Consider the following 26,343-nt stretch of genomic DNA (forward strand, 5'->3'; position numbering starts at 1 on the left):
CGGGGCCCCCTTATGGCATAGCCTCTAGTATTCATAAACTGGACTGTCCCAATTTCTCAGATGACGCATACATTTAGCATGATATACTGACTTCATTAGGCTAATTTTTTAAGGAATAACTATGATCATAGTAACCGGCGGTGCTGGCATGATTGGCAGCAATATCGTTAAAGCACTTAACGAACAAGGTATTAACGACATCTTGGTTGTCGATAACCTAAAGAATGGTAAGAAGTTTCAAAATCTAGTCGACCTTGATATCGCAGATTACATGGATCGTGATGATTTCTTAACTCAAATCATGGCAGGCGATGACTTTGGTACCATTGAAGCAGTCTTCCATGAGGGAGCGTGTTCTGCCACTACAGAGTGGGATGGCAAGTACATGATGCTCAACAACTATGAGTATTCCAAAGAGCTATTACATTACTGTTTAGATCGTCAGATCCCATTCCTTTACGCTTCATCAGCGGCAACTTATGGCGAAACAGACACCTTCATCGAAGAAAAAGAATATGAAGGCGCATTAAACGTATATGGTTACTCAAAACAGCAGTTTGATAATTACGTTCGCCGTATCTGGCAAGAAGCGGAAGAACATGGCGAAAAGCTTTCTCAAGTTACAGGTTTTCGCTACTTCAATGTTTATGGGCCCCGCGAGCAACACAAAGGCTCAATGGCATCTGTTGCATTTCATTTAAATAATCAAATGAACGCTGGAGAGAACCCTAAACTGTTTGCTGGTAGTGAGCATTTTAAACGTGATTTTGTTTATGTAGGTGATGTTGCAGCTGTAAACCTTTGGTTTATGCAGCACGGTAAGTCAGGCATTTTTAATCTTGGAACGGGGAACGCGGAGTCATTTAACGAAGTAGCCAAAGCGGTGATCAAATACCACGGTCAAGGCTCAGTAGAAACAATCCCGTTCCCTGAGCACCTAAAAGGCGCATATCAAGAATATACTCAGGCAGACCTAACTAAGCTGCGCGCCACAGGCTGCGACCACCAGTTCAAAACAGTGGCAGAAGGTGTTGCTGAGTATATGTCGATTATCAATAAGTAACACCACGACTTCAAATATCTAGAGTTCCTGCTTTGAACTCTGGATATTTGCAGATTAGAATACAGCGTTTACAAAAGTATCGTGGGTTAACTGATGAATATTTTAATGGCACTGTCGCAGCTAGAAGTAACTGGAGCGGAAGTGTATGCAACAACTGTCGGCAATCAGCTAACTAAACGTGGCCATACAGTCCATTATGTGTCAGACACACTGACTAAACCTTTCGTTGGTCAATATTTTAAACTTCGCTTCAATAAGCGCAGTATCCTACGCAGATTCTGGCACGTTGCTTATCTTGTTTATCTAATCAAAAAACACCATATTCAACTTGTACATGCCCACTCGCGTGCATCAAGCTGGAGTTGCCACGTGGCCTGTAAAATAACGGGCACGCCAATGGTTACAACAGTGCACGGCCGACAACCAGTACACCGCTCACGTAAAGCGTTTCATGCTATGGGTGATAAAGCTCTACCAGTGTGTGAAGCAATCGAGCAGCAACTTATTGAAGAACTGGATGTACCGGCATCCCAGTTAACCGTAAGTCGTAATGGCATCGAGACCCAAGCTTTTTCGCCTGCAGAACCACCTAACAACGCTAAACCTATCATCACCATTGTCGGTCGCTTAACCGGCCCTAAAGGTGATTTATGTTATCGCTTGTTAGATGAATGCCTCGATCTAGGCAAGTATGATGTGCGTGTTTTGACTGGTTCTGCAATGGAAACAAGGTTTGAGAATTTTACCAAGAAAGCCTCTTTTCTTGGTTATACCAACGATGTCGCTCAAGTACTGCATCAGTCAGACCTAGTCATTGGCGCAGGTCGAGTGGCTATAGAGTCGTTACTTTGTGGCCGCCCAACATTCGCGATTGGCGAAGCTATCTCGATTGGAATTGTCGATGAAAACAACCTACCACATGCTATGGCTACCAACTTTGGTGATATAGGGCCTAATATTCTCGATATCGATTTTGACTCTATCGCTCACGAGGTTGAAAAAGGGCTTGGTCATTCATCATGCAGTCCATCCGTAACAGAAAAAATTCGTGACTACTACAATCTCGATAATATCGTCTCTCAGTTAGAAACTATTTACCAAGATGTGGTCGTCAGTAAACTTCAAAAAGAGATGCCCGTCTTGATGTATCATCGCTTTATCGACAACGAAGCGAAAAAAGGCACACGCGGCCCATACATAGACATTCAACTTTTTGAAAAGCACTTAAAACTTCTTAAGCGAATGGGATTTGAGAGCCTCACTTTTGAAGAACTCGCACGTAAAGGTTCTATCGAAAGATTAAATCCAAATAAGCGTTACTTTATGTTAACTGTGGATGATGGCTTCGTCGACAACTATGAGTTAATGCTACCACTATTGAAGAAGTATAATTTCAAAGCGGTAGTCTATGTTGTAACAGGCGAAACTTACAATCGCTGGGATGTGGAAGCAAACGAAAATCCAGACAAGCCATTTCCACTTATGAGTAGTGAGCAAATTAAAGCGATGGCAGACTCTGGCTTTATTGAGATTGGTGGCCACACACTTAGCCACCCATCCTTAAGTAAACTTTCATATGCAGAGCAAAAGCGTGAAATTGAACAAAACAAGTGTGAATTAGAGTCGATTATTGGTAAGAAGCTAACTTCATTTGCTTACCCCTATGGTGACTTAGACGATAACTCAAAAGCCATCGCTCGCAACTTAGGTTTTGAGTTTGCGGTCGCAACTAATAGCGGCCCTCTTGCATTTCATCAGGACTTATATCAAATACGCCGTATAGCTATTTTTCCTAAAACCTCAGTATTTGGACTGTGGAGAAAAATTTGCGGAAACTACACTTTTAGAAAAAATAATCCTAGATAATGAACAAACTACAACTAACTCAATTCGTAAATGCACTACCGTTTGTATGGCTCTTCTCTGGCTACTTGTTAGTAAGTAATGGACAAACTTACTTAGCGTACTTTCTTATTTTGGCCACTCTATATAATCTATTGACAGGCAACATCCAAAAAGAAAAGGGCAGGGTAAGAAAATCACTAATACTTTGCACAATGATATATATAGCCGTTTTTTTATTAAACTACATATACACATCAAACTTTTGGTTTGTTATCCGTAGTTCTTTGTACTTTTTACCTTTTGCACTGACAACGCCAATCAACAAGAAAACCATCGTTAGAACTATATACATTTTACCATTCACGGCTCTTGCTCTTTCTGTTTTATATTTAATACATAGCGAGTCAAGATACCTAAACAACTCAGGCCTAAATCCTATTCCTTTAGCAACTGTAACAGCTCTTTATTTAGCTTTTTTATTGTATTTATTCTTTAAAGAAAAGGACTGGAAATTCAATAAGTTCATATTATTCTCTGGCAACCTATTTTGTCTTTACATAATAATCAGAACAGAGAGTAGAGGTGTTTGGGTAGCAGTAGCTTTGATGATGATTGTTGCTGTCTTATACGGGATAAAAACAGCGTTAAAGTGTAAATCATACAAACAAATAAGTGGTGTATTCGTGTTCACTATCATATTGGGAGTATTAGCTGCTAGTTCAATTTCTCAGCGCATAGATACTACCTTGCAAGAATTAACTAAGATTGAACAAGGTTTAAATAATACATCTATCGGAGTCAGGCTAGAATTATGGAGAACAAGTTACCAATTAATAGAGAACAATAATTTCATCCTACCAGCAAAGGAAACTGATATTCATGATTTTTTTAAACAAAAGCTAGCTGATAAAAAAATAACTAAAGCGACATTAGACTTTAGTCCAAACGCCCATAACCAATATATTAACTCATGGTTAAGAAGTGGTTTAATCGGACTATTTGCCACATTATTTCTGTTAATCTACCCTTCAATTATAGTGATTAAAGAATACGGCTTTAACTCAAGCATTCTCCCATTAATGATAGTAACCATAATATTAATATGTGGCTTAACTGAGCTACCCCTTACACAAATATCCGCATATCAAGCGTTTTTGATGTCTATGTTGGGTAGCATTATTATGTTGGAACAAAAAGAATGAAGATATTAGTCATTGGCCCTTCTTGGGTAGGAGACATGGTGATGTCTCAAAGCCTCTATAAAACATTAAAGCAACAAAATCCAGATTCGGATCTTCATGTATTAGCACCAGCTTGGTGCAGGCCTATTTTGTCTCGTATGCCAGAGGTTGACAAAACGATCGATATGCCCTTAGGGCACGGTACATTAGATCTAAAAACCAGATATAAAATGGGTCTATCTCTACGTAACGAAATGTACACACACGCATATGTACTACCAAACTCAGCAAAGTCAGCCCTAATTCCTCTGTTTGCTAATATTCCAAACCGAACTGGTTGGAAAGGTGAGTTTCGTTATGGACTGATAAATGACCTTCGCACAAACAAAAAAGTGTTTCAGTTTATGGTGGAACGCTATGTCGCGTTAGCATTTAATAAGCAATCGATGGAATCTATTGTAAAATTAGACAACTGCCCAGTACCAGAGCTTTCTATTGATATTACAAGCCAAAGAAATGTGATGAATAGACTCTATCTAGATTCTACTCGCCCAATATTTGGTATTTGCCCTGGCGCAGAGTTTGGTCCAGCTAAACGTTGGCCTCATAGATACTACGCTGAAGTAGCAAAACACATAATCGAAAATGGTGGCCAAGTGTGGACATTCGGTTCAGCAAAAGACCGAGAAGTAACTCAATCGATACGCAATACATTGTCATCACCTCTTCAGGAATTTTGTTTTGACCTTGCAGGAGAAACATCTTTAGTTGAAGCCGTAGACCTACTCGCAATGTGTAAGGCAGTGATTACCAATGATTCCGGACTCATGCATGTTTCAGCATCTGTAGGAGCTCACGTTATTGCAATTTATGGGTCAAGCTCCCCAAGTTATACCCCTCCTTTAACGAAAAAATTGGATATACTAAACACAGACATTTCATGCCGCCCATGCTTCAAACGCGAATGCCCTTTAGGCCATTTAGAATGTTTGACTAAGCTGTCCCCTGAACAAGTAATTAAAAAACTAGATAAATTACATTTATATGAATAATTTTGGACTGGTTGTAAGCAACCGACTAATTAGACTGATTGGCAACATCTTTAAGATCCTTTCTTATCCATTTCATATTGTTTTCAAAGATAAGCGATTCGTCATTCCTGAATACTCGGCAGCGAAAGTAAAGCCATCATCAAAATCAAAGATACCTCGAGTTATTTGGCAAACTAACTACTCTAACAAATGTGCTTTGCCTGTATATTTAAACTACCTATTTAACCGATTATGTAGTCTCAATTATGACTATCACTACGTTAGCACTGAGGCACGTGAAGAGTATTTAAAAGAAAACGCACCATTGAATTGGTATAAAACATATTGTCGACTGACAAATGGGGCCGCCCAAGCGGATCTTTGGCGATTATTTGTTCTATATAAAGAAGGTGGTATCTACATGGACATAGACGCGACCTTGGTATGGAACCTAGATACGCTTATCAATAATGAAGATTCTCTATATATCCGTGTTAGCAATAATACAGAGATAACCAACTACTTTATCGCTTCACAATCAGGTAATGGCTATCTCAAAGAGTGCTTAGATCTTATTGTGCACAATGTTGAAAACTATGACCCAGAGATGGGGGTTTACCACTCAACTGGTCCTACGGTTCTTAATAAAGTGCTCGAAGGTAAGAAAATTAATGCAAGAGACCGTAAATATGTGTGTATTCAGGGTACCTTTACCAACGAATACTTCCAGTACTTAGATAAACCGCGTGGTAAATGGGTACATATGGATACCAAAGATCTTGTAAAAAAAGACCATGATTAAAGTAACACTCGTTGTATATTCTCTTGTTCTGTACCTAATCGCGCCATTAGCTCTTATAGCTCTAACAAGGAAGCACAGTAACAAGCCCTATATTGGTACGCGATGGAAAGAGTATTTAGGGATACCAAGTGTAGCTAAAAGCGACAAACCTTCTATTTGGATCCACACGGTTTCTGTTGGAGAGGTCATTGCTGCATCGCAAGTAATAAGGGAACTTAGACTTTCATATCCTGACACACCTATTATCATCACTACGACAACCACAACCGGAGCTGAAAGAGTGGTAAACCTTGGTATCGATGTAATTCATCAATACATGCCATTTGACTTTACATGGGCCGTAAGAAAGTTCATCAAGCACCACAACCCTGCCTTTTTAGTCATTATGGAAACCGAGCTTTGGCCAAACACTCTAGTTACTGCTCGCAAAATGGAAGTAGGTGTAGCTGTTTTGAATGCCCGTTTATCCGAAAAATCCTATAAGAACTACGCAAAGTTTCGCACAATATTTAGCAAGCTAATGTCAGGAGTTTCGCTTGTTCTTTGTCAACACAACCAAGATAAACAACGTTTTTCTAAACTTGGAGTTAACCCCAATTCACTACACACAACGGGGTCCATAAAATACGATTTCAAAGTGTCACAAACACAAATCAGAGAGGCTATTCGTCTAAAAAAAATACTTCATCGCAATAAGTATTGTTGGATTGCGTCAAGTACACATGAAGGGGAGGACGAAATTTTATTAAAAATTCACCACTCTCTACTCACTAGCTATCCAGATCTCTTAATGATAATTGTTCCTCGTCATCCAGAACGCTTCAACGATGTCTATAAAATGGCTTTAGGATATGGATTCAGCTCTGTAAGACGTAGCCATATCTGCGAGTCATCCAACACTGAGAAAGTGAATGTTTTAGTTGGTGACTCAATGGGAGAAATGCAGATGTATCTTGCTATGTCAGACATCTGCTTTATGGGAGGAAGCTTACTAGGAGAGGCAGTTGGAGGCCATAACGTCCTAGAGCCCGCTGCACTCAGCATCCCTACAATCACTGGTCCAAGCTATTTTAATTTTAAAGAAATCACCGAGAGCCTTGCTGAACACAATGGTCTGTTCATCGCTAATAACGCCGATGAAATATTCAACTACATTCATAATCTTTTAGCAGATGAACCAAATAGAGCAACGATTGGTCGCAACGCCAACAACGTATTTAAATCAAATCAAGGTTCAACTGCGAAAGCTGTTAACCTTCTTCGAGGTCAAATAAATCTATGAAGAACTTCCTTTTTATCATCGACGATTTATATGGTGGCGGTGCAGAAAAGGTACTGCTTACAGTAGCTAGCGGTCTAGCATCTAGAGGTCATCAAGTAAAAGTATGGTTACTTCGCGACAAAATTGAGCATGAAGTACCACAAAATATCGAACTTGAAGTCCTCAATGTTATTACACCTTTTACTAAAGCAATCCGTACAAAACTCGTTCGTATCTACCAAGCAAAGCAAGTTCAACGTAAGTTAGACAGGCTAAAAATTGACACTTTAATTTGTTGCTCTAGCGAAAACGTTACATCTTTAGTTAATCATCCTAATCAGTATTTTTGGCTACATGCAAATTATGAGCGGACTAAACAGAAACACCTCAAGAAACTTCATGAACGATATACGAATAGAAACATTATTTCCGTGTCGAAAGGTGTTGAAAAAAGCTTACTTGATTTAGGTATAACACCCGCAACAAGCCAAGTATTTTGGAACCCTATAGATTATGATGGAATTCACTGTAAAGCTGAAGAGCTTACTTTTCCTCATACTAAAGACTATTTTGTATGTGTTGCTGCTTTAGAGGAACGAAAAGGACACAAGGAGCTATTGGAAGCCTTCGCCCAAAGTGGTTGTTTTGATGACTTACTATTAATAGGTAAAGGTTCAGAAGAAAATAACTTAAAGCAGTTAGCAAACGAATTGGGATTAGCAAATCAGGTCCATTTTTTAGGCTTTCAGAAAAATCCATATCCTTATATTAAGCATGCTAAAGCTCTGCTTCTTACATCAAAGAACGAAGGAGCTCCACTAGTACTAGTTGAAGCACTAATGCTAGGCACCGCAATCTCTGCTATGGATTGCCCTTCGGGGCCTAGTGAAATTTTGGGCTATGCCGGACTAGAAGAATACTTAGTTAAGCTAGGTGACACCAAAGGTTTTTCTGAATGCATAAAAAGATTAAGCAATAGTCAACCCAAAATAGAACGCTCTCAGTATGAAAAGTTCTTACCCGAGAACGCTCTAAAGCAGTTTGAAAGTCTATAATTTACCAGTTAGCTTGTTATATCTCTTTGCAATACTGTTCTTATATTTTTCAAGCTTCGTTTCTTTTACGACATCAGGAAGATCGTGAGACTGAAGCTTGAACATTTCTACCGCATCATTAAAAGACAGACCTTTCAAAAATACACGCGTAAAGAACTCTGTAATTAAGTTATCCCATTGAGGTTTGTTACCCCAATAGTGCCTAATGCAATCTTCTGCATCTGATAATTTATTAGCTTGCAAGGCTAGCGAGAGAGAGAACTGTTCTATTAATTTACGTTCCATACCATCGTCACACATTGCATCACAAGCAGTAAGTGCGCTATTAAGTGTTTGAACCGGGTCATTTTTTGCAGAAATAGCGACTACTCCCGCGTTCCACATCGCACTTTGCTTGGTCAACGTGAAATCCCCATAAGTTTTCCCTAAACCATGAGTTTTCATTTTTTTACCCGTTCGACCTTTCGTGGATTCAAACTCAAACTCTTTTACATGCATATGGTTTAAACCATTATCGAGTGCATCGTATAAAAGACTAAGGTCGGTGTAAGCTATAGTATCCGTATCAAAGTAAACACAGTGATGCTCACTATTTTTCTTCGCTACATACAAAATAGCTTCGATCTTTATCCGCCAAAAAAAGTCAAAAGGGCCACGCCATTCTGATAAAATACTTTCCTCAACTTGAACGACCGTAAACAGGTCACCATCAAGCCATTGATAAAACTCAGGCTTATCAGTCACAATCGTAAAATGATAGGGACGTTCTAGTGGAGAATGGGCAACTAGACTTATCATCGAATAAATCAGTTGGCTATGATAATGAGTTCTCTCACCAAAAGTTAGAAATATGAATTCAATAGGAGTTTTAGACATAGTTAAACGCTTTAATTAGGTCATGTAATTATTCCAAGAGTAGCTGTGCCATTCTTTCGCGTCAGCTAACTTCTTGTAATGCTCTTCATCTCGATAAGAAAATACTCTCGCAGGATGCCCACCAGCGATTGCTAACGCAGGGATTTTTCCAGTGACCACACTTCTTGCTTGAATAACCGCTCCATCGCCAATTTCAGCGCCACCTAAAATTAAAACGTCTTCACCAATCCAAACATTGTCACCAATAGTTACATCTTTTGAAATCCAACCCTCATCGAATGGAAGCTTTTTCCCTTCGTAATCATGCCAAGATGAAACAATAGTCAAACCGGTCGCTGCGTGGAAATTATCACCTATGGTAATCTTCCCTTCACCACCAAGTTGGGCCCCGTCAAAGCACACGTTGTCTCCTAAGTAAGTGTTTTCACTAACTTTGACCTTTTTATTACACCAGATCCTACCTTTGATGTAAGCAGCTTTTCGACGGACACGTTTTTCATAGAACTGTCTTCTCAACTGCTTTTTCTTTAAGTTTAGATACTTAAACATTTATTCCTCTCGAAGCTGCAACGTTTCATCTATGGCTCGTATTGCTTCTGCTTCTACTTGCTCTATCGAAGCGATACTTTTATCTGGGTTATACACTATGTAATGTGATTCATACGAGGGAAGATAACGAAATGGTACGGTACCAATAAATAATCCAAGTGTAGGAGTATGAGTAGCGATAGCCGCATTTCGAATTCCAGTATCGTTAGATATAACCAATGTTGCTTTAGCAAGGAACTCTACCACATCATCGATGGGCATTCTCTGTTGGTAAGTTACATTTGAGTGACTTTCAAATACGCCTTTCCAAGAGTCATGTGATTCTTCAGATTTCACCCCTTCAAGCAGTACAAACTTTAAATGAGGGTAACGGGTGGCTAATCGCCTAATAACCTCTTTGTATTGTTCCATTGGATAGCATTTACTCGGAGCAGCTGAGCCAGTAAAAAATACTACATATGGACTTTCTGTATCTCTAATTTGACGGTTATCAGGTAAACCGAACTCTAAAGGCAAAGAAGGGCGATGACCAAAGAACATTAACATTTGCAGCATGATTTCTGCTTCGCAGGAGAAAGAACTGCGTTTTAAAGTCACATCGTAAAGTAGTCTTGCCTGATGATCTCTATGGGGATAGCTGACTTTTAATTTTGCCTTAGTCAATAAAGTTACATAGCTAGAGCGATTCGTACATACTAGATCAAAGATTATGTCCTGTGGTGGAAGAGATGCCATTTCTTTAAAACGACTTACTAAACTTTCTTTGCGTCTATCTTTACCAGGGACAATATGAACACTATCAGCCAAATCTACAGGTGCACCAAGCAGAGAGTCTGATGTTGTACTTAATGTAATATGAGCATTTGGAAAGAACTTTCTAACCTCTATCATAAAGGGGCGCGTGACAATCATGTCTCCCAAAGCTGCTTGACGGATAACTGTTACCCTATTTACCTCATTAGGGTGAAACTCATTTAAATACTTTTGCGCTTTTTTACTAATATAAACGCCATCATCATTCCAAAAATAGGGCATACGTTACTCTATAGCTTAAATATAATTATTAAGATTGATGTAAAAAGAAACTAACACTTCTCGTCTCTATATGCACTTTCAATTGCCCCAAAATCAGCTAATTGCCAATATATCTGGCGCTTACCCACTTCCTTAATAAAAGATCGCTTCAATCTTTCTAGGTTTCCTTGTTTCCAACTATCGCCGGATTGCTGGTAACACTTATCAAAATCGATGATCCAAACCTGTTGTTGTTCATCAATCAAGATGTTGTGAATGTTGAGGTCAGTGTGATTGATTTGTGCGTTATGCATTTTCCTGACTTCTCGACCAATTTTTTGGTACATCTCAGTGCAAAGTGGAGTTTGTTGCAAAATAGCTACTAAATCACGTGCGTTAAAGACTTTTTCACTAAGCAAGTCGGCTTTATAAGTAAAACCCGTTCGGATCGCACGTGCCGCTATTGGCCTTGGTACATTAACACCCGACTCTCTCAGTTGCTGTAAAAGCCGAAACTCCTGATAACTGCGAGTCTTTTCCCAGCCACTAAACCAGTAACTATCTGCCACCAACTTACCAAACAAGCCACCACGACGATAATGGCGTAGTGCTGCGGCCACAGTCTCTGTTTGAACGAACCAAGTAGTCCCTCGCCCTATCGCACTGCCAATAACTTTGTCGGTTTTCTGCCAATACTCAGTATCAAAAGCTTTTTCTACTGGCTCTTTCAGCAGTTGTTCATCATACCAAAATGCATGGTTGTTCTCGGTAACACTCTTCATTGTACTTAGCAACGCGACCTAAAATTAGCTGAAATCGGTTCTATTTTACATTTATTCGTTAGCTCTGCATAATTCGATATCACTAACAAAGAGTTATTCGATGCCATGGCCCTTTTTGATACTGCTCCACAATCTCTATGCATATTGCGCCTTTCTGCAATTGGCGATGTGTGTAATACCATCGCTACAGTACAGGCGATCCAACATCAGTGGCCGACTACCCAAATAACTTGGATAACTGGAGCACTAGAGGCTAAGTTGCTTGAGAGTATCGATGGAGTTGAACTGATTGTTTTTGATAAGAAGAAAGGTTGGCGGGCATACCAACAACTTTGGTCCATACTCAAAGGCCGTCAATTTGATGCTTTGCTACACATGCAATACGCTTTTAGAGCAAGTATTGCTACTTTAGGCATCAAAGCCCGATACAAGCTGGGCTTTGATGCTAAGCGCAGCCAAGATTTTCAAACCCTGTTTACTAACGTCAAAGTGCCATCACCAAATAAACCTCATGTCCTTGATGGATTAATGGCTTTTGCTCACGAGATTGGTGTTGAGGATATTACGCCTAAATGGCACTTAAACTACTCACAAAAAGATGGTTCATGGGCGCAAAGTTACTTAAGTACCAGCAAGCGCAATCTTGTATTGGTACCGGGAGCGAGCAAGTCATATAAAAACTGGCATGCTGAAGGCTATAGCCAGCTTATCCAGCATGTAAGAAGCCAAGGTTGGAACGTTATCTTGGCAGGCAGTCCTGCAAAGGTTGAGACAGACTTAGCAGAAAGCATACTAACCCTATACCAAGATGAAGTTACCAACCTTGTAGGTAAAAGCTCATTGATGCAAATGCTGGCCCTATTAGATAAGTGTGATTTAGTCATCGCTCCAGATACCGGTCCTGCCCATATGGCCAATGCGATGAACACACCAATGATTGGCTTGTATGCACACCATAATCCGCAGCGAACCGGTCCGTATCAATATCTCGATTATGTTGTCAGTGTATGGGAACAGGCGATCGAAGAGCAAACTGGGAAATCCACCCAACAACTGAGTTGGCGCTCGCGAGTTAAAGATAAGCACGCCATGAATAGAATTACCTCTGACCAAGTCATATCCATGTTCGACTTGGTCTGTGAAAAAGAGTCATTATTATGAATCAACCCAGTCATAACCGAGCGACGATAGCCGCCGTCATCATCACTAAAAATGAGCAAGACAGTTTACGCGACTGCCTAGAGAGCTTACGTTGGGTCGATGAGATCATCATCGTCGACTCTGGCAGTACCGACAATACAGAAGCAATTGCCCGCGAATATACCGAGCACTTCTATGTGAATGCCCAGTGGCCAGGATTTGGGAAACAGAAGCAGTTAGCACAAAGCTATGCCACCAGTGATTGGGTTTTAGCGGTTGATGCCGATGAACGTATTGATGATACCTTGCGTGAAAACATCCTTACCATGTTGGAAAACCCACCACAAAACACCGTTTATAACCTGAACGAGCTCACTTGGGTATTTGGTCGTTTTCTCAAGCATTCTGGCTGGTACTACCGTCATGTACGCCTCTATCCAAACAAGTTGACCCAATACAATGATAACCTTGTCCATGAATCAGTCATCATTCCACAAGGCTGTCAGATAGCAGAGTTAGATGGAGATATCCTCCACTACTCTTATCAAAACCTAAATCATTACTTGGTAAAGTCGGCAGGTTATGCCAGAGCATGGGCCGATCAACGCCAAGCTCGCGGCAAGAAAGCCTCTCTCTCACAAGGGATTATTCATGCTATCGGATGCTTCCTGAAAATGTACGTACTCAAGCGTGGTTTTCTGGATGGCAAACAAGGTTTCCTTATCGCGTTGCTTTCTGCTCACTCAACTTTTGTTAAGTATGCAGATCTATGGGCTCGAGAGAATGACCCACATTACAAGAACTAAAACCATCAGCGAATTAAAAAGGGCTCATCTGAGTCCTTTTTAATTCAGTATTTGTCGCATCCACGGATTCACTTGCCCGACAACCGTAGCAATATCAATGCGGGTCATGTTCTCTTGGCTTTGCTTGTCTTCTGCTTGTGGGGGGCAAAATGCGATATGACGACCTTCTGAATTCAGAGGACGCCAACGCAGCGGCGTGGCTGAACGCTTAGCAGGGAAGAAACCAACCGTTGGTACATCTAATGTCGCAGCAATGTGCAGTGGTCCTGTTGAGCCCGCAATAAACAGCTGAGCACATGCTATAGAGCGAGTGAAATCCACCAAACCATCGTTTTTATCGTACAGAGCCGATTTACCGCCAAGCTGTTCAATAATGGCTTTTAGTTCTGCGGCCTTAGCTTCTTCTCCCGGGCCTGCCGTCAACACCACTTCATGCTCACCTTCCAAGCCCTGAATTAAATTCGCGTACTGTTCCAAGGTTAGATTGTTTGCCGAGCCACCACTTCCAGCATGAACGAATACCCAAGGCTTATCGGTATCAAGAACAAGTTGCTCTGAGAGTTTGTTTCGCTGAGCTTTCAGTACTTCGTCGCTAAATGACAAATAAGGTGCGGCAGGTTCAACGATTGGTATGCCTGTATCACGCAAAAATGCTCTGACTAAATCCAAATTGTACTCGTACTCCGGCTTGGCCGATTGAGAGCGTTTCTGCTTGATGCGTTTGTTATAGAAGATTTGAGCCAGTTTCGTTGCAGGCGCTAGACGATAACGAATCCCAGCCTTCCACACTAACAACGCATTGTAGGTAGTGGAGAATAAGTTAATTGATGCATCGAAGTCTTGCGCTTTAATCTCATCGATTAACGCTTTCTGAGCGCTTTTATCTGACTTCTCCGTCGGGTCAATCATCACAGCATCAATCCAAGGACATAACTCAGCCAAAGCTGCGGTGTACTTAGGTACCAACGCTGTTATGTGACAATCAGGCATCGATGCTTTTAACATAGCAAAGCTTGGCCACGCCAGCATGAAGTCGCCAATTTTATCGTTGCGAATAACAAGTAACTTTTTCATTCTGTTCTGTTTATACTCTAATTAACTGGTTCAATCATACCGACTTCAAAACCTTTTTGTTAGTATGGCGGACATTCCGTTCACTAAAGAGCAATAGATTGTGAGTCAAAAACGTATTTCTCGAGTGCTTTATCCGGGCACTTTCGACCCGATTACCAACGGTCATTTAGATTTAATTGAACGTGCGGCGAACATGTTTGATGAAGTCATTATTGCGGTAGCGGCAAGTCCTAGTAAACAAACCATGTTTACTTTAGATGAACGAGTGGCCTTCGCCCGCGAAGTAACCAAACATCTTGATAATGTCACCGCGAAAGGTTTTTCGGGACTATTAGTCGATTTCGCTAAGCAAGAACAAGCCAATGTCCTGATTCGAGGCTTACGCACCACGGTCGATTTCGAGTATGAGTTTGGTTTAACCAATATGTACCGACGCTTAATGCCTGGCTTAGAGAGTGTGTTTCTCACTCCAGCCGAAGAGCACGCGTTCATCTCTTCGACTATTGTTCGCGAGGTGGCGATCCATGGCGGTAATGTTGACCAGTTCGTGCCGGAAGTTGTCGCAAATGCTCTGAATACAAAGAAAAAAGTTTAGCAATTTGTCCTAAACCCCTTGTGATATGAGGTATGTAGTGGTCAACTAAATTTGGCCACGGTTTTAGAGTTTTCCCAATACAGTCGTTCAGACTCATTGGGTGTCAGCCCACCATTATATTGATGTGGCCTGAGTTGGCTGTAATAGCCCGTGATGTATCGAGTTATATTCTCTTTTGCTTCGCTAAAATTCCGATAACCTGACACGGGTATCCATTCTGTCTTTAGACTTCTGAAGAACCGTTCCATCGGACTGTTATCCCAGCAATTACCACGCCTAGATAAGCTTTGCTTGATTTGATAACGCCACAACAGTTGTCGATAAAAACGACTTGTGTAATGACTTCCTTGATCACTGTGGAACATCACGCCTTTCGGCTTACTTCTTGACTCGAACGCCATAGCGAGTGCTTTTCCCGTCAACTTGCTATCGGGAGAGACTGACATCGCCCAGCCAATCGGCTTTCTCGCGAATAAGTCAATGACAACAGCAAGGTACATCCACCTCTGTCCCGTCCAGACATATGTCACATCTCCCACCCAGACTTGGTTTGGAGAGGTAACGGCAAATTGTCGAGATAGATGGTTGGGGATCTCTACGTGTTCTTGTGATGCCTTTCTATAACGATGATTCGGTGTTTGGCAGCTTACCAACCCTAATAATTTCATTATCTTAGAAGCTCGATAGCGTGTCAGTTTTATACCTTGAGCCGTCACCATATCGGCAATGCTTCTTGCACCAGCAGAGCCATTGCTTGCCATATGAACTTCTTTAATGAGACTTTTAGTTTCACCAATTCAGGGGATACACGTTTAAGGCGACAACGCCAGTATTTGTAACTGCTGCGGTGGACACTGAACACATGACACAAGGTGGTTATATTAAAGCTCTGCCTGAGTTTCTCGATTATCGCGAGTTGTTCAGTGAGTCCGACATCAAGAGAGCTGTAGCCTTTTTTAATATTTCATTGTGTTCTTCAAGACGGGCTAGTTTCTTCTTCAGCTCACGTATCTCAATTTGCTCTGGTGTCATCGGTGAGGCTTGGGGATTCACTCCCTTTCTTTCTTGTCTAAGTTGCCTTACCCACTTGTCCATTGTCGATTTACCAACACCCATGGCTTTTGCTGCTTCGACAACGGTGTAGTTTTGGTCGAGGACAAGTTGCGCTGCTTCGAGTCTAAATTCCGCACTGAAAGTACGTCTGGTTCGCTTAGTCATAGTTTCACCTGTCATGTTATGAGGTGCATCTTAGCACCTCTAATCAGGTGGCCAAATTCACTATGCCACTACAGTATTCGATGCAAAGCTGAGTATTCTGGGGCACCTAGTTTTGACATAAACCTTTAGAGTTTCAATTTTTGCACCGCCAGAAGTATCAACACACCATCAGGCAGAGCTTTGCTCTGCCTGATGGTGTGTTTTGTCACCGCTACATACGAGATAGAACAGCTTTCAAATTATTAACCATTACACTGATTTGATAGTTTGGGCGGGAATGAGCTCAGCATTCAATAAGTTCACACAAGCAGGTTCAAACGCCTCTCATCTGATCAATAATTACGCCAGCAAAAATCTTTCCTCGATACTTCGCCGTGAACACCAGAGCAAAGCTTGGTCACACTATGCCTTTTCCTGAGGTGGTCTTGAAGTAACTCTTTGCTGTGCGCTCTCACTTTACAAAACTCTTTAAACAAATAGCAGAATGATTTTATGCAAATGAGCACTTAAATGTTAAGAGCAATAAAAATATACATTTATCCAAGGTAAGGGCAACCTGAATTTTTAATAGCAACAGCGTGAGCCTATACGTTTTATGACCAAAAAAGCTCTACATTTAAAGTCTCATAAATACCGCAAGCACAGTGTCACGCTAAATCCCCAAAAGGATTTCAAGCCAATGCTTGGTGTTACAAAAAAGCCACGTAAATACCACAGGCTGAAATAGTACAACTAAATTGCATTACAGCAAGAAGCTCAATCTTCACTAAGCATTTGATAATTTGCTTGATATAAAGCTGAATGCAAAAAATCGCATGGTAAAAAGCATTATTGTCAGTTTGAGTAACACAGGCAAGTTCTAAGCTTCCATTCTCGTTGGTGATTAAGGGCTACCCCAACACCGTTCGTAATTTATCAATTTAAGCTGCAAACCCCAGCATCACCAAAAACGACAAACTTATAATCTCAAAGGACCATTTTTGAGATCCCTTATCCATTTTTCAAAAAAAACATGATCCTCGTTCATAGAAAGTTTTTAACGTCTGATGAATTGTGATTATGATAATAAAACAGGAAACACAATATATCGTAATAATTACTACAACATACACAATATATTGCGATTTAATTCTAATTAAAAAATAGTGCGCCAATTATGAATTCAAAAACAAATAGAATAATTTTTCACACTATAAGACTCCAGATATATTGGAGACTCCACTCATTCACAAAAAATTATCTTTTCGCTTTCATAGGTGCTCACCAGCAGAGTTCGATTTATTCTACAGAGAGTCATCTACCACGAGAACGACACTCACTACCTGTTGTGATTGGCACGCAGCCGCATAGTTTAATGCCTATTCAATATATAGAGAGACTCAGCGATCATTCTGAATACGAGAAGCTATTCATGCCCATGATTATGCGTGAAGACAATGATGTTCACGAAGTCCTAAGCCCTTTCTTGTTTTTAGCTCTCACATGTTTAATCAATGTATTCTCGAATCAGACGCCGAGCAGACATCAGCGTATTAGCCCTATCTCACCACTCAAAATTACTGCACGAACAAAACGGGTAATGGCGACTAACGAAGATTACTCACCTTACGCTTTTAGATAATTCAAAGGGATGCAGCATGGTATCAATTAATCACATTGCCCGTAGAAATCGACAACACAATTCTGGAGGACGCTATCCTGACGCACTTAAGCACGCTACCACGATGGCTATTATGCTACGAAAATTGGCAAAGGAGAGTTCGAAAGACCGCCCGGCAATGACCATTGTGGCGTTACATCTTTGGCTGACTCAGCAATGGCCAAATATTAGATCATCAGAAGATATACCAGATTTTGAGCGGATATCAGGCTCTACGATTTGCCGAAAAAATACCTTTCGAACTTATTATGATGGTTCGTATACATGGACCGAGTATGCGCATGGCTATCAAGACGGAGAGTCGACTCATTATCTTTGGCACCCCCTACCTCCTCATTTCAATGCTTTCTTTCAGCCATTTATCAGTGGCCAAAGCTATGAAACGCCATTCTTGCGCCCTAAGGTCAAAACTCGCCTTTTTCTGTTGATGAATCAAAATTGGAAAACCCCGCCCTCATTAAGTCACTTACCAAGAGTCCGCAAAGATTCATTTCACCGGTATTTGATCAATTGCGCTCTTGTCGACAATACACTTTCAGCCATCCCAAGAGCACAGATAGTAACCAACAATAGAAATCATCACAAACACGCCGAACGATATCAACGAATTGACAGTGACAGAGTCCGATACAAACTCTTCGATGCACAGCATCGCTACATCACCCGCCTAATACAAGCCGCAAGAAGTGCCAATTTATCCACTCACTTCGATGTATTTCACGAAAATCACGCAACTAACCTTATTGCAGATCGCACAAGACTAGCCAGATACCTCACTTCATCAGGACGTATTGCCCAGTATGTTTTAGATACGTCCAATAACGTCAAGCAAACTATTCGCAGCCCCGCTATCAAAATTGGCAGTAAACGTTACCTCGACGAGAATGAAGTCGTGCATTTTTTCGACCTCTTATTTAACTATGTTGAAAAACTCGCCCCAAAAAAATCAGCAAAAAAAAATCTGTGGATAAACTATTTTCAAGCAGCTACTTATCGAGTGGCATTACTTTTTATCTTACTCACCGGTGCGAGACCAACACATGGTATCAGCATTTTGGGAAAGTATTATGCAGGGGGAAACATTGTGTTCATTAAAGATAAAGGTCGACTTAGGCAACTCATTGTTTGTGATTATCTAAAGCGCGAAATCCAACACTATCGTGAACTACAGGCTAAAGTACTTTCGAAGTTTTCTATAAGTAACAATCTTGAAGAATTATGGTATTGCATTGATGACTCAGGACGAACTTTTCGTTTGTCCAACCGTGCTCTCCGTCAATTTATGAACCAACTTTGGCCAGGTGTCATTCCTTATCAACTTCGTCATTTTTTTGCCCAAAGTGCAGTCAATGATCTGTCTTCTGCTAGGTTACTTGATCAAGACATTGACCGAATAATGGGTCATGAAAGCATTGGAGAACATCTGGGGAGAGATGTAGTGTTTCCATTCACTGTCAACACTATAAAAACTTACCTCAACCATTATGCTACTCGACTCTCGCTGAAGGAGTTCATCTATGTCTAGGCGCGACAATCTTCTACTTGCTGGAGCAGTCCAACGCCACTTCGAACAACTTGGTAAAAACTGCGCATACCTAGAAGATCTTCTTTGGTTGCTAGAGCGTTGGAATATTGTTGACCATTGTGAGCGAAGACTGATACAGGCCGACATTCGGTGTGCTAGAAAAATCATCGCAACAGTACCTACAGGAAAACAGCGGCACTATAAACAAGCACTGAACGATATTTTGTTTTACCTGCAGGATGCTTGTCACTGGCGTTTACCAGAGCAAGAACAGGTAGCTATTCGTGATACGGAATTTGGATGGTTCGAATCTATCGCTAAGCAGTCTCAGAAAGCTCATCAGATATTCGACAGTTTTCAGCAACAAAAAAAACAATACTTTGTAGACCGAGGAACGCTGTCTCCAGCATTCATCGCCTTAATGATAGGCTTTGAAATCGCTCCGTTGTCCTTAAGCCACATTGATTGCATTTTAAATGATGTCACTTCTATTACATCTGAGCGACCAATACCTAGACTTCGCTTGACTCATCAGAATACCAGCAAAGATGAGCTTCGAGTAACTCACTATCATTTACCATTGACGAGCTATCGGCTACTTAGCGACTACTATGCCCAACCATCTAAGCATATTAGTGAATCTATGCTTTTTAAACAATTATCGAAATGGCTTGTTGATCACGGCCTTTCTCAGGCTACTCGCGCCGAGTGGTCAAAAAGATTCCAAATCACTTGGTATCTACATCACTACTTGCCGCCAATCCTGCTCAAAGATCTTGCCAACCCAGAGAGACACGTGAGCTTACCTTTGAACATCCAATCATCTAGGCACCAGTTATCTGAAATTTACACCATTGATTGGGATGCCAACTGGTTTATGGGAGCAATTCAGTCAAAAAATAAACATGCTTGGCCCCATAAATTACTACTCAAATCACATGCATCACAGAAAAAGCCCCCTTTGCCACCGAGGTGGGACGCAAATAACCTTTTACCACGATTACTGTATGACTACACTCAGCAGTTGCTGACCCATGGTGGCGTCAAGAAATCCACCTTAGCAGTTAGCTCTATTATTAAGTACACCCAACTTGAACATATTCTTAACCTCTACCCTTTGACTTATGCTCAGGCGATCGACGAAGCTTCCGTCAATTTGTGGGCAAAAAATATCTTTGACTCATTGAATGGCGATGCTCTAAGACAGACCTTTTTCTATTTCTTACGTTTTCTCAGCCATCAAGAGCAAACAGACAGCATTGATTTAACACTTTTTACCATGCCCACAACTGCACCGTCAGTCAGTGCAGGCCGTTTGGACTTGATTGAACTTGATACCCTTATTCAAGCGCTCATCACTCAAAATACGACCCATCCTCTTCGCAGTTTATTCACAGTTATTGCAGCGTTATTAGGTTACTTTGGTATGCTCCGTCGAGGCGAAGTGCTGCGTCTTCGCTGTCAGGACGTACAGTTTGTTCCTAAAACAGGTTTACTTACTCTATTCATTGCAAATACAAAAGAAGGCCGCACAAAGAGCGGGCTGTCACGCGCGGTGTATACCACCATACCTAGTCCCTATAGAAAGCTTTTTCAAGTGATAAAAGCGATAAAAGAGGGAACCTCTCCCGACTGTCCATTAATTGGTTTTGACGATGAAAAATACCATTCTCGGCAACTCTATTACCTATTACCCATCACTAGAGCACTAAAAATCCTCTTCGGTACACACATGCACTTTCACCATCTGCGCCACAGTGGTGTGCATGTTTTCATGATTCAGATGTTACATTTCGTCAGCCGAACCCCTGAAAATGAGCGCGGTAATACACCTTTAGAATGCGAGGTCTTATCACAAAAGTCTATCTGTACCCGTTTCGAATACTGGCTGGAAGGCCGAAGTCCTGATGAGGCGAACGATGGGATCTTCTTTGACGAAGTTTGCAAACAAATTGGTCATACCAATTACGCAACAACAAGATGGTCTTATTTGCACGACATTGATTGGCTGTTACCTATCATAAGTACTGAACATCGACCATATACGCTCCGCTCCTACTCTCACAGCGAACTGCGCTATCTCTTGGGATTATCATCAACATCGCATAATCTCGCACGCAAGCTAAAAACCTTGAGATCTAACATTACATACAAAATGCTCGGAGATAAAAGAATTCAACCAATTCAATTAACCAATTCTCAATTAAGAAGCGCTATTTTCGGACAGTTACAACAACAAAATGAACAGCAATCGTCACTTGACCACTTCAGAAACTGGCAAAACACTATCTATCTTAGTACCAATACATTAATCGGTTTTTTGTTTAAGGCTATGCAGTCCAACGGTTGTCTCGAACTTGCGACGTTAAGCAAAATCTGGAGTCAAAGTTGTCAACACGACATCACTCCTGTTGGCAAAAAACAACGAACAGCACTAAGCAAATTGCCTCAAGTCGAACTCTCAGAAGGCAGCCAAGCACTTCAGATTACGCTTGCCTGCAACGTAAAAAATGCTCGCGCCTTTACCTCATTCTTCCGCCACAAGGACTGGGCGTGGCTCTCGTGTCAGTTTGAGTTGACCGCCCATAGAAACCTTAATCGCGCACGTCAAATAACGCTACTCAAAGAGCACTTTGTACAAGGTGGAGAAGCAATTTCAGTTAAAAATCGTTCTATCGGTAAGACTATGCTTACCATTACTTTACGTCCCAAATTTTCTATTTCAAACCAAACACTTATGTTTACTCAACAATTCATACATTCATTACAATTCAATAAGGATACTCAATGAACATCATTATCCCTGCAAATAAACGCTCTTTGCTTGAAAGCTTATCTCAAGGTATTGATACCCATTTCGCTAACTGTGTCGTAACAGTACTGGTTAATAAAACACAGAATACGATTACCTTCATTAACGGGCAACTCCCCCTTTGTGACCACTATACATTCATGCTAGACGAGCGTTCCATTTCACTAAAAAACAAGCACTTTTCTCTCGATGCTAGTTTTACTAAACAGCTCATTTACTATTTTATACAAGGAGAAGACATAAAACTCGAATTCGAGATTCAGCCATCAGGGACAATGTTCTTAGAGGTGCTAGATAGAAGCACACGGCTCAAAGACGAATTGCAAAGCACTGCTTTACGTCGTTGTCAGTGCAGTGCCCCATCTGATGAACATCTGACTTACTGGGCAAATACACCTAAATGCCCTACAACAAAAACCTCAAAAGCTACCATTGAACGCATCGTATATGAAGCCCATAAAAACCTACCATTTGAGTATCTTCAACTAAACAAGGAAGAAAATTACGTACGTATCCAGCGTCAGGGCGTAGTTGAAGACAAAGCTTTGCCTCTGGATATGAAATTGCCTGTATCCATGGTATTAACACCAGATACAACGATGCAAATGACTAAACTTTGCCAAATGACCTCCGGTAATGAAATCGAAATCGCACAACAAGGTGAAACGATAACATTTAAAACACCAGAGTGTACGTTAACGTGCTCATTAGCGGGTGTTGAAGAATTTTACCAAAAAAAAACCGTTCCCATTCAAGCGCTAAAATACGTTGCACTCAACCTTTTTACATTGAAGAAAGAACTAAATCATTGCGTTAAGGAATACAGCCAAATTAAAAAAGCTGATGAATTTCTTCTATATATAGGCGACGAAAAAGCAGCGATTGCTGTTCTAATTCCTCCATACGCATTTACTAAACTCATTCATGTATTTGAAGTTGGTGAAAGTAAAACTAATGTCGGTTCTTTGTTCCGTTTTTCTCCGAAAGAGCTGGAGGGAGTTAGAGTTAAAAATTTGCAGGAAGCAACAAAAACAAGGTTGGATATTTTTGAAACAGCTCTTGGCGAGTTGAAACTAGGAGTATATTACTCCCTTGAAGATAACCTACCGTACACTACCATCTCTATCGAAAGAGACGAACGACAGTTAGATAGCGTACTCAAAATGATTAAGGATTTAGAAGAAAAACAAACAGATAACAATTCAACTATTAAAGAAAAGCAACAAGACCTTTTTATCTTCAGCGATGAGTGACTTCTCACCACCTTATCAGGCGATGCTTCTTATTTCGTTAGCCGTGGCTCGATAGTATCGAGACTTACATAGCTTCCATAAGCAGAGACGACCGTCCAGCCGCCTTTAATTCTAGAATGCCTTTATCACGAATATTAAGGGCGGCATTTAAGTCGCGATCAATATCCGTTGTACCGCAAGACGGGCAATCCCATTTGCGAACCGATAAGGGCATTTCTTCCATTTTATGACCGCAACAATGGCATGTTTTAGAGCTGGCGTACCACTGGTCGAGCTTTACTAGGTGCTTACCTTGCTCTTTCAGTTTGTATTCTAGTTTCGCAACAAAGCTATGCCATGAGGCATCAGCTATGTGTTTTGCTAGTTTGCGGTTTTTCATCATATTTGCTGATTTCAATCTCTCAACTATCACCGCTTGGTTTTCGTCAACGAGAGTTCGAGAGAGTTTGTGTTGAAAATCAGCGCGAGCATTCACTACCTTTTCATGGCATTTAGCAACAAGTATTCGAGCTTTTGCACGATTAGCACTGCCTTTGGCTTTTCTGGATAGCTGACGCTGCTTACGTCTGAGATTCTTCTCAGCGCGTTTTACAAATCTTGGGTTGGCTGTCTTTCTGCCGTTTGACTCAATCACAAAATGAGACAAACCCAGATCGACACCTGTAACTGTTCTTACTGTGTGGAGTGGTGTTGATGCTTCCACTCCATCATCCGCAAGGATTGATGCGTAGAACTTACCTGTCTTGCTCAGGCTTACAGTGATGCTTTTAACCACACCTGCAATCTCACGGTGAACATTCGCCTCTATAGGCTTCATTTTTGGAAGCTTAATTGCCCCATCAAGTACCTTTACACCCGCACAGTGATAGCTCGACTGCTTGCCATGTCTACGTTTGAATTGTGGGTACTTGGCTTTCGACTTCGGATTAAAGAAGTTATCGAAGGCTTGGTGAAGATTGATCACCGATTGCTGTAAGGCGATTGAATCATATTGCTTCAACCAGTGGTATTGGCGGGATTTCTTGGCAACGGCAAGCAGTGGTTTTATATCCTTTTTTGGATTCAGTGTGAGCAAATTGGTTGTTCATCTGGTATTTACAACGAAGTACAGACGCAAGTTGTTTACTGGAGTTATGATCGAACAGTTAAGGGAAGCTTTTGAGTCAACGTGTGTAAAACTTGAATGCGAATTGAGAGAAATGGATGGTAAACAGGATCACGTTCATTTACTGATCTCATACCCTCCAAAACTTTCAATCAGCGTAATGGTTAACAACTTAAAAGCAGTTTCATCTCGTATGCTACGACTACAAAACACGCACCTTACAAGGCAGAGCAAAAGCTCCGCCCTATGGTCTCGTTCATACTTTGCTTGCACTGCTGGCGGTGCGACTATTGAAACATTAAAAGCTTATGTGGAAAGTCAATCGACCCCAGATTAAGACGCTATCGCGTCTTACGCCTTATATCCCCGCCCTAATCGGGCGAGGGTTTACGGCGAAATGGCTAAAACTTGTCAATGTTTCACGTGATGAACGCGACACCAGTAAAAAAACAACAAAATACTGGACAAAAACACAGTGATCAATATAGTGTAGTAGATGAGATTTTCAACGGTGGTGTTTGAAAAAATATTATTAGGAAAATCAGATAAGCAGTTGGGGTAGGAAGGTTGCCCCCTTCCTACCCCGTACCGGCTGCTCTAACGTTTAATCCCAGCCCAGCCGATAGACAAATTCTAACGAATTCCATCGGTCAGGGACAGATCTATTTACAGTTCTGCAACCAATGGAGGCCATGGCATGGCTCGCTTTTATATTTGTCTAAATGTACATATCTCGTTCTATTATCATCATTTTTGTGAGGATACGAAGATGATGAACAGCATCCAAAACCTAAGTCACACTAATACTATCGTTAATCAGATTAATGCTGATACTACATTAGTAACCTATCAATTTCGATCTCACTTTCCATTTAGTAAGAAAATAGTGCTGTTAAAAGAATTGCTACTCAATAGTGCTGCCGGTCTTGTCTACATCTTCTTAAATCATTTCTCTGATCAGAGGTTAGACCACCAAAGTGATGTTAAGTCATTTATAGCACAAGGAGGATTGTGATGAGTAACTACTATGAACAATTATCCGCACTTCAGCGTATGCTGGATTTTGATAATGCGAGTGCAAATACACTGAGCGTGATGTCACTAGGTGGTCTCTCAGCAAAAGTACGCAATCTCTGGTGGAGTTCTGAAGCGAGCTTCGATGGCTATCCTTCACCACAGCTACAAGATAGCTTATCGGTTTATGCTCAACAATGTTGGCAAGCACACCGCCGTAATCCAGAGATCTATGAATTACTTCAACAACACGTTCAATCGTGTTTCAGCACGGAAATACGCTATCGATTTGATCTCCAAGCTCACGAGGCTTTACCTGAACTATCTTTGATAAAGTTTTGGCTTGCTTCGGCATCATGCTGCTGCCGAACCTATCCGATTGAGCAAGATCAACTCTGGTATCGTCATCTGCAACTTACTCAAGCACTGTGGCTTGCAATAGAAATTCAACACACATTCCCAGAGTCTATCATTGGTTATGCCGAGCAGTCAGTAGCCATCGTGAATTTGGAAAAGCGTCAAGTTATACTTTGCACACAACTTCACTTTGCACCATTTACAACTATGGGCTTTGAATTTATTTATCTGCAATACCCCCAATAACATTGTTATAATAAGCAAGTAGGATATTGCCCGACCATAATGGCGGCCTATCCTCTTGCCTGGTGTATTGGAGAATCGA

Annotated in this window: 21 protein-coding genes and 1 pseudogene; 15 read left to right on the forward strand and 7 right to left on the reverse strand. The window is 41.1% G+C overall.

The genetic code is table 11. From position 1 onward, the window contains the following. Nucleotides 1-121 precede the first annotated feature (121 nt). The 7 genes from rfaD to AAGA51_RS14445 all read left to right on the forward strand — a co-directional run bounded on the left by rfaD (nt 122) and on the right by AAGA51_RS14445 (nt 8,238). Complete coding sequence (gene rfaD, locus AAGA51_RS14415) at nt 122-1,063, forward strand: ADP-glyceromanno-heptose 6-epimerase (protein ID WP_042488179.1); 942 nt, start codon at nt 122-124, stop codon at nt 1,061-1,063. Nucleotides 1,064-1,156: 93 nt separating this feature from the next. Further along, nucleotides 1,157-2,929 (forward strand): polysaccharide deacetylase family protein, encoded by a 1,773-nt coding sequence (locus tag AAGA51_RS14420; RefSeq protein WP_042488176.1) that lies wholly within the window; start codon nt 1,157-1,159, stop codon nt 2,927-2,929. Then, nucleotides 2,929-4,110, forward strand: a complete 1,182-nt coding sequence (locus AAGA51_RS14425; RefSeq protein ID WP_042488173.1) for an O-antigen ligase family protein — start codon at nt 2,929-2,931, stop codon at nt 4,108-4,110. Before AAGA51_RS14420 ends, AAGA51_RS14425 begins: the two co-directional genes overlap by 1 nt. Continuing rightward, nucleotides 4,107-5,141, forward strand: a complete 1,035-nt coding sequence (gene waaF, locus AAGA51_RS14430; protein ID WP_042488172.1) for a lipopolysaccharide heptosyltransferase II — start codon at nt 4,107-4,109, stop codon at nt 5,139-5,141. Before AAGA51_RS14425 ends, waaF begins: the two co-directional genes overlap by 4 nt. Further along, the gene (locus AAGA51_RS14435; protein WP_042488169.1) at nt 5,134-5,922 is read left to right on the forward strand and encodes a glycosyltransferase family 32 protein; all 789 of its coding nucleotides are present in this window, start codon (nt 5,134-5,136) and stop codon (nt 5,920-5,922) included. Before waaF ends, AAGA51_RS14435 begins: the two co-directional genes overlap by 8 nt. Then, a complete protein-coding gene (gene waaA, locus AAGA51_RS14440) occupies nt 5,915-7,204 on the forward strand; it encodes a lipid IV(A) 3-deoxy-D-manno-octulosonic acid transferase (protein WP_042488166.1) in 1,290 nt (429 codons plus the stop codon). The genes AAGA51_RS14435 and waaA overlap by 8 nt, the downstream gene beginning before the upstream one ends. Further along, on the forward strand, nt 7,201-8,238 hold the full coding sequence (locus AAGA51_RS14445; protein ID WP_042488163.1) for a glycosyltransferase: 1,038 nt from the start codon (nt 7,201-7,203) through the stop codon (nt 8,236-8,238). Before waaA ends, AAGA51_RS14445 begins: the two co-directional genes overlap by 4 nt. Here the strand turns inward: AAGA51_RS14445 and AAGA51_RS14450 are convergent. The 4 genes from AAGA51_RS14450 to AAGA51_RS14465 are packed head-to-tail and all read right to left on the reverse strand — an operon-like array spanning nt 8,233 to nt 11,459. Beyond that, nucleotides 8,233-9,114 (reverse strand): hypothetical protein, encoded by an 882-nt coding sequence (locus AAGA51_RS14450; RefSeq protein ID WP_042488160.1) that lies wholly within the window; start codon nt 9,112-9,114, stop codon nt 8,233-8,235. The genes AAGA51_RS14445 and AAGA51_RS14450 overlap by 6 nt on opposite strands. A 15-nt stretch (nt 9,115-9,129) precedes the next feature. Continuing rightward, nucleotides 9,130-9,663, reverse strand: a complete 534-nt coding sequence (locus AAGA51_RS14455) for an acyltransferase (RefSeq protein WP_042488158.1) — start codon at nt 9,661-9,663, stop codon at nt 9,130-9,132. Beyond that, nucleotides 9,664-10,698: a glycosyltransferase family 9 protein gene (locus tag AAGA51_RS14460; RefSeq protein WP_042488156.1), complete on the reverse strand. Its 1,035-nt coding sequence runs from the start codon at nt 10,696-10,698 to the stop codon at nt 9,664-9,666. Nucleotides 10,699-10,748: 50 nt separating this feature from the next. Continuing rightward, nucleotides 10,749-11,459: a 3-deoxy-D-manno-octulosonic acid kinase gene (locus AAGA51_RS14465; RefSeq protein WP_042488152.1), complete on the reverse strand. Its 711-nt coding sequence runs from the start codon at nt 11,457-11,459 to the stop codon at nt 10,749-10,751. 105 nt (nt 11,460-11,564) lie between these two features. Between AAGA51_RS14465 and AAGA51_RS14470 the strand changes: the two genes are divergently transcribed. Beyond that, nucleotides 11,565-12,620, forward strand: a complete 1,056-nt coding sequence (locus AAGA51_RS14470; protein WP_042488149.1) for a glycosyltransferase family 9 protein — start codon at nt 11,565-11,567, stop codon at nt 12,618-12,620. Further along, nucleotides 12,617-13,405: a glycosyltransferase family 2 protein gene (locus AAGA51_RS14475; protein ID WP_042488146.1), complete on the forward strand. Its 789-nt coding sequence runs from the start codon at nt 12,617-12,619 to the stop codon at nt 13,403-13,405. The genes AAGA51_RS14470 and AAGA51_RS14475 overlap by 4 nt, the downstream gene beginning before the upstream one ends. A gap of 39 nt (nt 13,406-13,444) precedes the next feature. On the opposite strand, the gene AAGA51_RS14480 is transcribed toward AAGA51_RS14475, so the two are convergent. After that, nucleotides 13,445-14,479, reverse strand: coding sequence for a glycosyltransferase family 9 protein (locus AAGA51_RS14480; RefSeq protein ID WP_042488141.1), 1,035 nt, complete (start codon nt 14,477-14,479; stop codon nt 13,445-13,447). 100 nt (nt 14,480-14,579) lie between these two features. On the opposite strand from AAGA51_RS14480, the gene coaD reads away from it, so the two are divergent. Further along, nucleotides 14,580-15,074: a pantetheine-phosphate adenylyltransferase gene (coaD, locus tag AAGA51_RS14485; protein ID WP_042488139.1), complete on the forward strand. Its 495-nt coding sequence runs from the start codon at nt 14,580-14,582 to the stop codon at nt 15,072-15,074. A gap of 41 nt (nt 15,075-15,115) precedes the next feature. Here coaD and AAGA51_RS14490 read toward each other — a convergent pair. After that, nucleotides 15,116-16,292, reverse strand: a pseudogene (locus AAGA51_RS14490) (IS3 family transposase). A 1,637-nt stretch (nt 16,293-17,929) separates the two neighbouring features. Here AAGA51_RS14490 and AAGA51_RS14495 point away from each other — a divergent pair. From AAGA51_RS14495 to AAGA51_RS14505, 3 genes are read left to right on the forward strand one after another with little or no spacing between them, the layout of a single operon-like run. Further along, nucleotides 17,930-19,477 (forward strand): hypothetical protein, encoded by a 1,548-nt coding sequence (locus tag AAGA51_RS14495; protein WP_042488134.1) that lies wholly within the window; start codon nt 17,930-17,932, stop codon nt 19,475-19,477. Next, nucleotides 19,470-22,268 carry an integrase gene (locus AAGA51_RS14500; RefSeq protein ID WP_042488131.1) on the forward strand — a complete coding sequence of 933 codons (2,799 nt, stop codon included), beginning with the start codon at nt 19,470-19,472 and terminating at the stop codon, nt 22,266-22,268. Before AAGA51_RS14495 ends, AAGA51_RS14500 begins: the two co-directional genes overlap by 8 nt. After that, nucleotides 22,265-23,542 carry a hypothetical protein gene (locus tag AAGA51_RS14505; RefSeq protein ID WP_042488128.1) on the forward strand — a complete coding sequence of 426 codons (1,278 nt, stop codon included), beginning with the start codon at nt 22,265-22,267 and terminating at the stop codon, nt 23,540-23,542. The genes AAGA51_RS14500 and AAGA51_RS14505 overlap by 4 nt, the downstream gene beginning before the upstream one ends. A gap of 64 nt (nt 23,543-23,606) precedes the next feature. Here AAGA51_RS14505 and AAGA51_RS14510 read toward each other — a convergent pair whose 3' ends face one another. Continuing rightward, entirely contained in the window at nt 23,607-24,617 is a 1,011-nt protein-coding gene (locus AAGA51_RS14510) for an RNA-guided endonuclease TnpB family protein (RefSeq protein WP_217995517.1), read from the reverse strand. Between AAGA51_RS14510 and tnpA the strand changes: the two genes are divergently transcribed. Together tnpA and AAGA51_RS14520 are read left to right on the forward strand one after the other, a co-directional pair. Continuing rightward, entirely contained in the window at nt 24,565-24,984 is a 420-nt protein-coding gene (gene tnpA, locus AAGA51_RS14515; RefSeq protein ID WP_042488125.1) for an IS200/IS605 family transposase, read from the forward strand. The genes AAGA51_RS14510 and tnpA overlap by 53 nt on opposite strands. A gap of 677 nt (nt 24,985-25,661) precedes the next feature. Further along, nucleotides 25,662-26,264 carry a hypothetical protein gene (locus AAGA51_RS14520; RefSeq protein WP_042488119.1) on the forward strand — a complete coding sequence of 201 codons (603 nt, stop codon included), beginning with the start codon at nt 25,662-25,664 and terminating at the stop codon, nt 26,262-26,264. The last annotated feature ends 79 nt before the right edge of the window (nt 26,265-26,343 follow it).

Origin of the sequence: Vibrio diazotrophicus (genome assembly GCF_038452265.1) — a bacterium.
GTDB lineage: Bacteria > Pseudomonadota > Gammaproteobacteria > Enterobacterales > Vibrionaceae > Vibrio > Vibrio diazotrophicus.

What these genes read in the sequence shown, in the direction of transcription:
- rfaD (WP_042488179.1), top strand. Translation starts at nt 122, where the DNA reads ATGATCATAGTAACCGGCGGTGCTGGCATGATTGGCAGCAATATCGTT.
- AAGA51_RS14420 (WP_042488176.1), top strand. Translation starts at nt 1,157, where the DNA reads ATGAATATTTTAATGGCACTGTCGCAGCTAGAAGTAACTGGAGCGGAA.
- AAGA51_RS14425 (WP_042488173.1), top strand. Translation starts at nt 2,929, where the DNA reads ATGAACAAACTACAACTAACTCAATTCGTAAATGCACTACCGTTTGTA.
- waaF (WP_042488172.1), top strand. Translation starts at nt 4,107, where the DNA reads ATGAAGATATTAGTCATTGGCCCTTCTTGGGTAGGAGACATGGTGATG.
- AAGA51_RS14435 (WP_042488169.1), top strand. Translation starts at nt 5,134, where the DNA reads ATGAATAATTTTGGACTGGTTGTAAGCAACCGACTAATTAGACTGATT.
- waaA (WP_042488166.1), top strand. Translation starts at nt 5,915, where the DNA reads ATGATTAAAGTAACACTCGTTGTATATTCTCTTGTTCTGTACCTAATC.
- AAGA51_RS14445 (WP_042488163.1), top strand. Translation starts at nt 7,201, where the DNA reads ATGAAGAACTTCCTTTTTATCATCGACGATTTATATGGTGGCGGTGCA.
- AAGA51_RS14450 (WP_042488160.1), bottom strand. Translation starts at nt 9,114, where the DNA reads ATGTCTAAAACTCCTATTGAATTCATATTTCTAACTTTTGGTGAGAGA.
- AAGA51_RS14455 (WP_042488158.1), bottom strand. Translation starts at nt 9,663, where the DNA reads ATGTTTAAGTATCTAAACTTAAAGAAAAAGCAGTTGAGAAGACAGTTC.
- AAGA51_RS14460 (WP_042488156.1), bottom strand. Translation starts at nt 10,698, where the DNA reads ATGCCCTATTTTTGGAATGATGATGGCGTTTATATTAGTAAAAAAGCG.
- AAGA51_RS14465 (WP_042488152.1), bottom strand. Translation starts at nt 11,459, where the DNA reads ATGAAGAGTGTTACCGAGAACAACCATGCATTTTGGTATGATGAACAA.
- AAGA51_RS14470 (WP_042488149.1), top strand. Translation starts at nt 11,565, where the DNA reads ATGGCCCTTTTTGATACTGCTCCACAATCTCTATGCATATTGCGCCTT.
- AAGA51_RS14475 (WP_042488146.1), top strand. Translation starts at nt 12,617, where the DNA reads ATGAATCAACCCAGTCATAACCGAGCGACGATAGCCGCCGTCATCATC.
- AAGA51_RS14480 (WP_042488141.1), bottom strand. Translation starts at nt 14,479, where the DNA reads ATGAAAAAGTTACTTGTTATTCGCAACGATAAAATTGGCGACTTCATG.
- AAGA51_RS14495 (WP_042488134.1), top strand. Translation starts at nt 17,930, where the DNA reads ATGGTATCAATTAATCACATTGCCCGTAGAAATCGACAACACAATTCT.
- AAGA51_RS14500 (WP_042488131.1), top strand. Translation starts at nt 19,470, where the DNA reads ATGTCTAGGCGCGACAATCTTCTACTTGCTGGAGCAGTCCAACGCCAC.
- AAGA51_RS14505 (WP_042488128.1), top strand. Translation starts at nt 22,265, where the DNA reads ATGAACATCATTATCCCTGCAAATAAACGCTCTTTGCTTGAAAGCTTA.
- AAGA51_RS14520 (WP_042488119.1), top strand. Translation starts at nt 25,662, where the DNA reads ATGAGTAACTACTATGAACAATTATCCGCACTTCAGCGTATGCTGGAT.